General features: G+C 63.1%; 7 protein-coding genes. 4 read left to right on the top strand and 3 right to left on the bottom strand.

From position 1 onward, the window contains the following. Nucleotides 1-116: 116 nt before the first annotated feature. Both ACFWPX_RS16315 and ACFWPX_RS16310 read right to left on the bottom strand, forming a co-directional pair. A complete protein-coding gene (locus ACFWPX_RS16315) occupies nucleotides 117-1,049 on the bottom strand; it encodes an NAD-dependent epimerase/dehydratase family protein (RefSeq protein WP_378928049.1) in 933 nt (310 codons plus the stop codon). Between the two features lie 77 nt (nucleotides 1,050-1,126). Continuing rightward, complete coding sequence (locus ACFWPX_RS16310; protein ID WP_378928048.1) at nucleotides 1,127-1,570, bottom strand: DUF4260 family protein; 444 nt, start codon at nucleotides 1,568-1,570, stop codon at nucleotides 1,127-1,129. A 151-nt stretch (nucleotides 1,571-1,721) separates the two neighbouring features. On the opposite strand from ACFWPX_RS16310, the gene ACFWPX_RS16305 reads away from it, so the two are divergent. The 4 genes from ACFWPX_RS16305 to ACFWPX_RS16290 all read left to right on the top strand — a co-directional run bounded on the left by ACFWPX_RS16305 (nucleotide 1,722) and on the right by ACFWPX_RS16290 (nucleotide 5,511). Further along, nucleotides 1,722-2,291: a hypothetical protein gene (locus ACFWPX_RS16305; protein WP_378928047.1), complete on the top strand. Its 570-nt coding sequence runs from the start codon at nucleotides 1,722-1,724 to the stop codon at nucleotides 2,289-2,291. Nucleotides 2,292-2,439: 148 nt separating this feature from the next. Then, nucleotides 2,440-3,276 (top strand): BTAD domain-containing putative transcriptional regulator, encoded by an 837-nt coding sequence (locus tag ACFWPX_RS16300; RefSeq protein ID WP_378928046.1) that lies wholly within the window; start codon nucleotides 2,440-2,442, stop codon nucleotides 3,274-3,276. After that, complete coding sequence (locus ACFWPX_RS16295; protein ID WP_378928045.1) at nucleotides 3,266-4,270, top strand: NAD-dependent epimerase/dehydratase family protein; 1,005 nt, start codon at nucleotides 3,266-3,268, stop codon at nucleotides 4,268-4,270. Before ACFWPX_RS16300 ends, ACFWPX_RS16295 begins: the two co-directional genes overlap by 11 nt. Then, entirely contained in the window at nucleotides 4,267-5,511 is a 1,245-nt protein-coding gene (locus ACFWPX_RS16290; protein WP_378928044.1) for a cytochrome P450, read from the top strand. The genes ACFWPX_RS16295 and ACFWPX_RS16290 overlap by 4 nt, the downstream gene beginning before the upstream one ends. An 87-nt stretch (nucleotides 5,512-5,598) precedes the next feature. Here the strand turns inward: ACFWPX_RS16290 and ACFWPX_RS16285 are convergent, their stop codons facing one another. Beyond that, nucleotides 5,599-6,042 carry a hypothetical protein gene (locus ACFWPX_RS16285; RefSeq protein ID WP_378928043.1) on the bottom strand — a complete coding sequence of 148 codons (444 nt, stop codon included), beginning with the start codon at nucleotides 6,040-6,042 and terminating at the stop codon, nucleotides 5,599-5,601. Nucleotides 6,043-6,079 lie beyond the last annotated feature (37 nt).

Here is a 6,079-nt window from a genome sequence, read left to right as displayed (position 1 = left end):
ACCGCGCCCCCCACACAAACACACACCTCCACCCCGCCCCCACACCGTCCCACCCCCCCCCCCGCCCCCCGGTCCGCCCACCACCCCCACAGGGGCAGTGTCGGTTTCGGGCTCGGTCAGGCGTTGCGTGCCCAGTCGACAGTCACGGCGAGCGCGTCGTCGAGGGGGGTCGGCTTCAGCTGGAGCTCCTCCTCCGAACGGCTGGAATCGACCACATACGGCTGGGTCCACTGGTGCAGCACGTCGGCCATCTCTCGCATATCGGGCACCAGCACTCCGCCTGCCCGGACCAGCCACGCCGGAATCGCCCGCGCGGTCACCTTCGCGACACCGGCGACGTCGGCGACTCGCGCGGTCATCTCGGCCATGGTCAGTGGCGGACCGGTGGGAGCGAACAGGAAGCGGTTCGACTCGGTAAGGGTCTGCGCCTGCGCGGCCGCGGTTACCATCGCGCGCGCCAGGTCCGGGACGTAGGTGAACGAATGCGGCTGATCGACATCGCCGAGGGCAAGCACGGATTTGCCTGCCAGCACCTTCGGCACGACCAGCGAACCCACATGCGAGGTCGTCGCGTGCGGGCCGAAGAAGTCCGAGGCCGCCACGCTGATCGTCTGCGCCGCGTGCGCTTCCCGGTTGCGCAGCAATTCCACCCGGATCAACGACTTGCCGCTGGTCGCGGTCTGCGGGGAGGTCTCGGTCATCGGCCCGTCCGGTGCCCCGAACGCGTACATGCTCTCGGGGAAGACGATCGGAATGGACCGATCAGCCGCGATATTCAGCAGTGCCGCCTCGATGGGTGGCAGCTCGGCACGCCAGACCCGCGCCGAGTACTTCGAGCCGTGCACCGCGCAGAAGATGGCTTCGGCTCGGCGGGCCAGCGGTTCGATCTGCTCACGTACGGACGCATCGGCGGCGGCGAGGGTGATCCCCGGCAGATCGGGACCGGAACCCGATCGAGTAGCGATCGTCACCGTATGACCCTGTTCGACAAGGATCGACGTGACGGCGCGGCCGACCGGGCCGGAGCCGATCACCAAGTACTCGGACATCTATTTCCTATCGTCTGCTGTTGTCACTGGTCGTGGCGGAAATCTGTTGGAGGGTGGTCTGATTCGCCGAGCGTGGACTAGACCCGCACTCGACCGTCCGGCGCCCGCAATCCGAAGCCGAGCGCGCGGTCGATGCAGATGTGTGCCATCCACGCCAGGCCGACGGTGAACCCGGCCGCTGCCTCGGGAATCGTGCTGGGCAGCAGGTACTCCAGCGGACCTGATATCGCGTCGCCGAACAGGTCGGGGACCAGGGCGAAGTACAGCAGCACCGCCCACGGCCCCGCGGTGCGATGCGCGAGGTTGTAGTAGGGGACGGCGGCCGGCGCCAGACGACCCCGCTCGGGCGGGGTGCGGCCGATGAACAGGGTGAGGTCCGGTGCGATCAACGCGATGATTCCCACAGTCAGCGTGGGCTGACCATGTTTTGCCATCTCGAAAATGGCGAAGGTCAGGCTGAAAATGCCGGCGATCGCATACGCGACCCGACGAATCCACCGCCGGCGTGGTGTAGATGGCATGCGTAGCCCCTTCTCGCGTGTAGGCACAACCGTAATCGCACAAGGAAAGTTCTCGCTACTGGACAAATGGCCAGCAGAAGGAGTGACCTAGACCACCTTACTGACCGGTAATCATCGACGATCGGGGTGATACTCTCAACCTCCCTATTTCGTGCGCGAAAGCCACGGAATCACCCTCTATACATGGCTGGGGCCGGTGGCGGATTCACTACGAAGATTGGTTGTTCTGCGCGCACTGATGGCAACTCCGTCTATCCGACAGGTGCCGAGCGATGAAGTCGTGCCGACGCTCGTAGACGGAATATCGAAACGGCTGAAGCGACGTATCGAGATCACCGCAGCGCCGTTACCACAGCGAATAAGCGCAGCATGGACTTCGACTGTTTCCATCGAGTTCATCGAGTACTCGCGTTCAGTTCCCCCGGCCGCCGCCTTACTGGGCATACTGCACGAGATAGGCCATATCCTCTGCGGGCACGGAACGCATGTCGAAGCGGAACATTCGAACTTGACGGCACTGGCCCCCAGTCTGAGCCCCGAACTGTCCGCACGTCTCCTACGGCGTACGAGCTCACCGATTGCATTGTCCACGCGTGAGGAGGACGAGGCAGAACTCTATGCGCGCATCATCTACCGAAGAATACTTCGCGCCTACGCGATCGAATGCGCTTCGCCGGGCAGTCGCGCCTTCAACCTTGCCGCGACACCATGGAACGACTAACCGCATCCGCTATGGCTGTGACGTCGGTCACTGGCCGTGCAACCCGATCAGCGCTGTACTAAAGTACCAATCAGCACCAACGCCTTCGGTTATACCCCCTGACTATGGCATCTGATTATGCGATAGTCATGTGTGATTGGACTGAACAATGCATGACGAATTTGCCGTGCCCCGTCCTATCGGGTGCCGATTCGGCGTCCTGGGTGAACTGCGACTACTCACGCCGACAGCGCAATCCGTAGCGGTACGAGGCCGCAACGTGTCGGCCTTTCTCGGCGTCCTGCTGGCGAACCCGAATACCGTCATTGCCGTGGACCGCCTCATCGATATCATCTGGAACGGAAATCCACCGGCTCGCGCCAGAGAGGGTGTCCACGTACAGGCGGGCAGAGTTCGAGAAACCATCGAGACGGCCGGTCTCGCACGCAGTGACCTCACGAGTGAAAATGGCGGATACCGCCTGGAGATCGACCCCGAATCGGTCGACTGGGTACGCTTCGAACGAGCCGTCCGAATCGGTCACAACAAGTTTCGGGCCGGATCGCTGGACGGCGCTGTCACCACATTGAGCCACGCATTATCATTATGGCGAGGAACCCCGTTGGCCGGCATATCGGATTCTGATGAACTGCGCGCATTTTCCACCACGATGACCGAGCTATATCTGAGTGCGCGCGAAACTCGAATCGAATGCATGACCGCACTCGGCATGGATCGAGAAATTGTCTGCGAAGCCACCTCGCTGGTGCGCGAACACCCTTATCGCGAAGATCTCTATCGCTACTTGATGATCGCCCTCTATCGCTGCAGGCGACGGACGGACGCATTAATTGTCTATCGGGATCTGCAAACCCTGCTTCGTACCGAACTGGGAATAGATCCGGACCCGATGGTCACCGACGTTTTCCAATGCATTCTCGACCAATCGCCGATTCCTGCTGGCACGAGGATCGGGCACCCCGAAAGGCAGATATATGCAGTCTGAACACCGAATCTGGTTCGTCACCGGCGGCAACGGATTCATCGGCACCCATCTGATCCAGGACCTCGTGGCGCGCGGCATCGAGGTCAGGGCGCTCGCCCGATCCGACCGCAGCGCCGCGACGATCACCGAACTCGGCGCGACGCCGATTCGCGGGGAACTCGACCGCCCCGCCGATTGGGCATCGCAACTCGACGACGTGTCCACCTTCGTTCACCTGGCCGCGGCCCATCCCCCGGAATGGCGCCGCAAGGTGTACCGCCGCACCAACGAAGAAGCGCTCCGGGTTGTTGTCGAGGAGTGTGTCCCGCGCGATATCCGGTTCATCCACATCAGCTCCGAAGCAGCGGTGATGGACGGAACACCCATGGTCGACGTGGACGAGAGCCGCCCGCTCGCGATCGGCGCGAAGGCGCTGTACCCGGCGTCGAAAGCAGCCGGTGAAGTCATCGTCACCGAAGCATGCCGCCGCGGATTGAACGGCATCATCCTGCGGCCGCGTTTCGTCTGGGGCCCCGGCGACCACAGCCTCGAGGCCGTTGTCGCGTCGATCGACGCGGGCAAGTTCAAGATGCTCGGCGACGGCAAGCAGCTGACGTCCACCACGCATATCGACAATCTCCTCCATGCGATCCACCTCGCGGAATCCGCGGGCGAACGCGGCGAGGCGTACTTCGTAGCGGACGAGGGCACCATCGAATTCGGTGCGATGGCCGGTGCGATGGCCGGTGCCCTGAACCGGGAACTCCCCACGGATTCGGTGAGCTTCGGCGCCGCGCAGACGCTGGCGAAGGTTGTCGAAGCCGTATGGCGGCTGCCCTTCACATCCGGGCCACCGCTGACCTTGTCGATGGTGTGGCTCCTCGGGCTCACCGTCACCGTCGACACCACGAAAGCCGCCCGAGACCTCGGCTACCAGCCCGCCACGTCGCGGGCAGCAGGCCTGGAAGCCCTCCGCGCCTGCTATTCCTCCACCGACCGAACGGATTCCCTGTGACTGACGTGCGCGACAGCCCCGCCGACAACGCGTCGGCCGACGAGGAGCACACCTCCGCTCTCCGTTGTCCGTATCCCTTCACCCGAAACAGTGCCGTCGACATTCCGCCCGTCTACGAAGAACTCCGAGCCGAATGCCCGGTCAAGCCGGTGACCTTCCCCAGCAACGACGAAGGCTTCGTACTCAGCCGCTACGCCGATGTCAAAGTGGCACTGTCGGATCCGCGCTTCAGCCGTCGCGCGATGCTCGACGACGGTGCGCCCAAACTGTCGAGCGTGATCTTTCCGGCGAACACCTTGTTCACCACCGATGCGCCGGAGCACACCAGGCTGCGCAAACTGGTGACAGCCGCGTTCACCAACCGCAGGATCACCGAACTGCGTCCGCGGATCCAGCAGATCACCGACTCCCTGCTCGACGCGATGGCCGAAGCGGGATCGTCGGCAGACCTGAATACGGCCTTGTCGTTTCCGATGCCGATCCAGGTGATCTGCGAACTACTCGGCGTTCCGTCCGAAGACCAGGACAAGTTCCGGACGTGGTCCGATGCGTTCGTCTCGCTGACGCATATGAGCGACGAAGAGGTGCACACGAACCGGTTCGCACTGGCGGGCTACCTCAAGGAGCTCGTCGATGCGCGGCGCGCCGATCCCCGCGACGATCTCCTCAGCGCCCTGACGACCAAGTCCGACGAGGACGGCGCGCTCAGTGAAATCGAGGTGGTGATGATGGCGATCACCATTCTGGTCGCCGGGCACGAGACCACGGTGAGTATGACCAGTTCACTCGTGCTGAATGTGCTGCGCGACGACAACCTGCGCGAGCAGATCCTGACCGCACCGGAGAAGACGCTCGGCCTGGTGGACGAACTGCTGCGGGTGAACCCCATCGGCGACGGCGGACCGTACCGGGTCACCCTCGAGGACGTCGAGATCGGCGGTCAGCTGATCCCGAAGGGCAGCGGCGTGATCGCGTCGGTCGCCTCGGCCAACCAGGACGAGGAGCAGTTCCCGCGGGCCAAGTCGGTCGATCTCGAACGCGGCAGCCAGGGACATCTGGCGTTCGGCCACGGAATCCACTTCTGCCTCGGCGCCAATCTCGCGCGGGTCGAACTCGAAATCGCGCTGAACTCGCTGTTCCATCGGTTCCCCGAGATTCGCCTCGACGACTCGGTCGACAACCTCGCGATGCGGGGCGGGATGCTCGTTCACGGCCTCGAACGATTGCCGGTTGCCTGGTAGCCGATGTCGTGGGTTGATGTGGAGGACAAGCCGGTTCGCACGGGCTCGATGTACGAGCCGGCTTGTGTTCGTCCGGAGGGTACGGACTCAGCGGAGATCGTTCAGCGGCGGAAGATTCTGCTTGTGCCGCAGATACCGCACGTACTCGAGCACTTCTTCCACATTCTCGTCGGACAAGTCCCTGGCCCGAAAGTAGATCTGCTGCACGGGCGTATCGGCGAGCAGGCGCAGCAATTCGATCTGGCTATCGATCTTGGCGCGGAGATCGTCGTCGAAGAAGTAGGTCGCCGGGACACCGAACCCTGCCGAAATCGCATTGATAGCACTGTAGGACGGATTCGATTTGCGGCCCTGGGACAGCTGATACAGGTACGCCTCGCTGATGTCGTGCCCCTTGGCGGTCGCAGCGTGGCATACCTCTTTCACGGTCATGCGACGGCCGGTGTCACTCGGCACGGAGTCGAACAACCGACGGATCTTCTCGGTGAAGTCGCCCCCACTATGCGCGATCTTCTCGCTGTCGACGTTCACGACATCCTACCTTTCACCTGGACACAATCGAAGACCG

Origin of the sequence: Nocardia sp. NPDC058518 (genome assembly GCF_042719655.1) — a bacterium.
GTDB lineage: Bacteria > Actinomycetota > Actinomycetes > Mycobacteriales > Mycobacteriaceae > Nocardia.
This window is presented reverse-complemented; position numbering and strand designations above follow the sequence as displayed.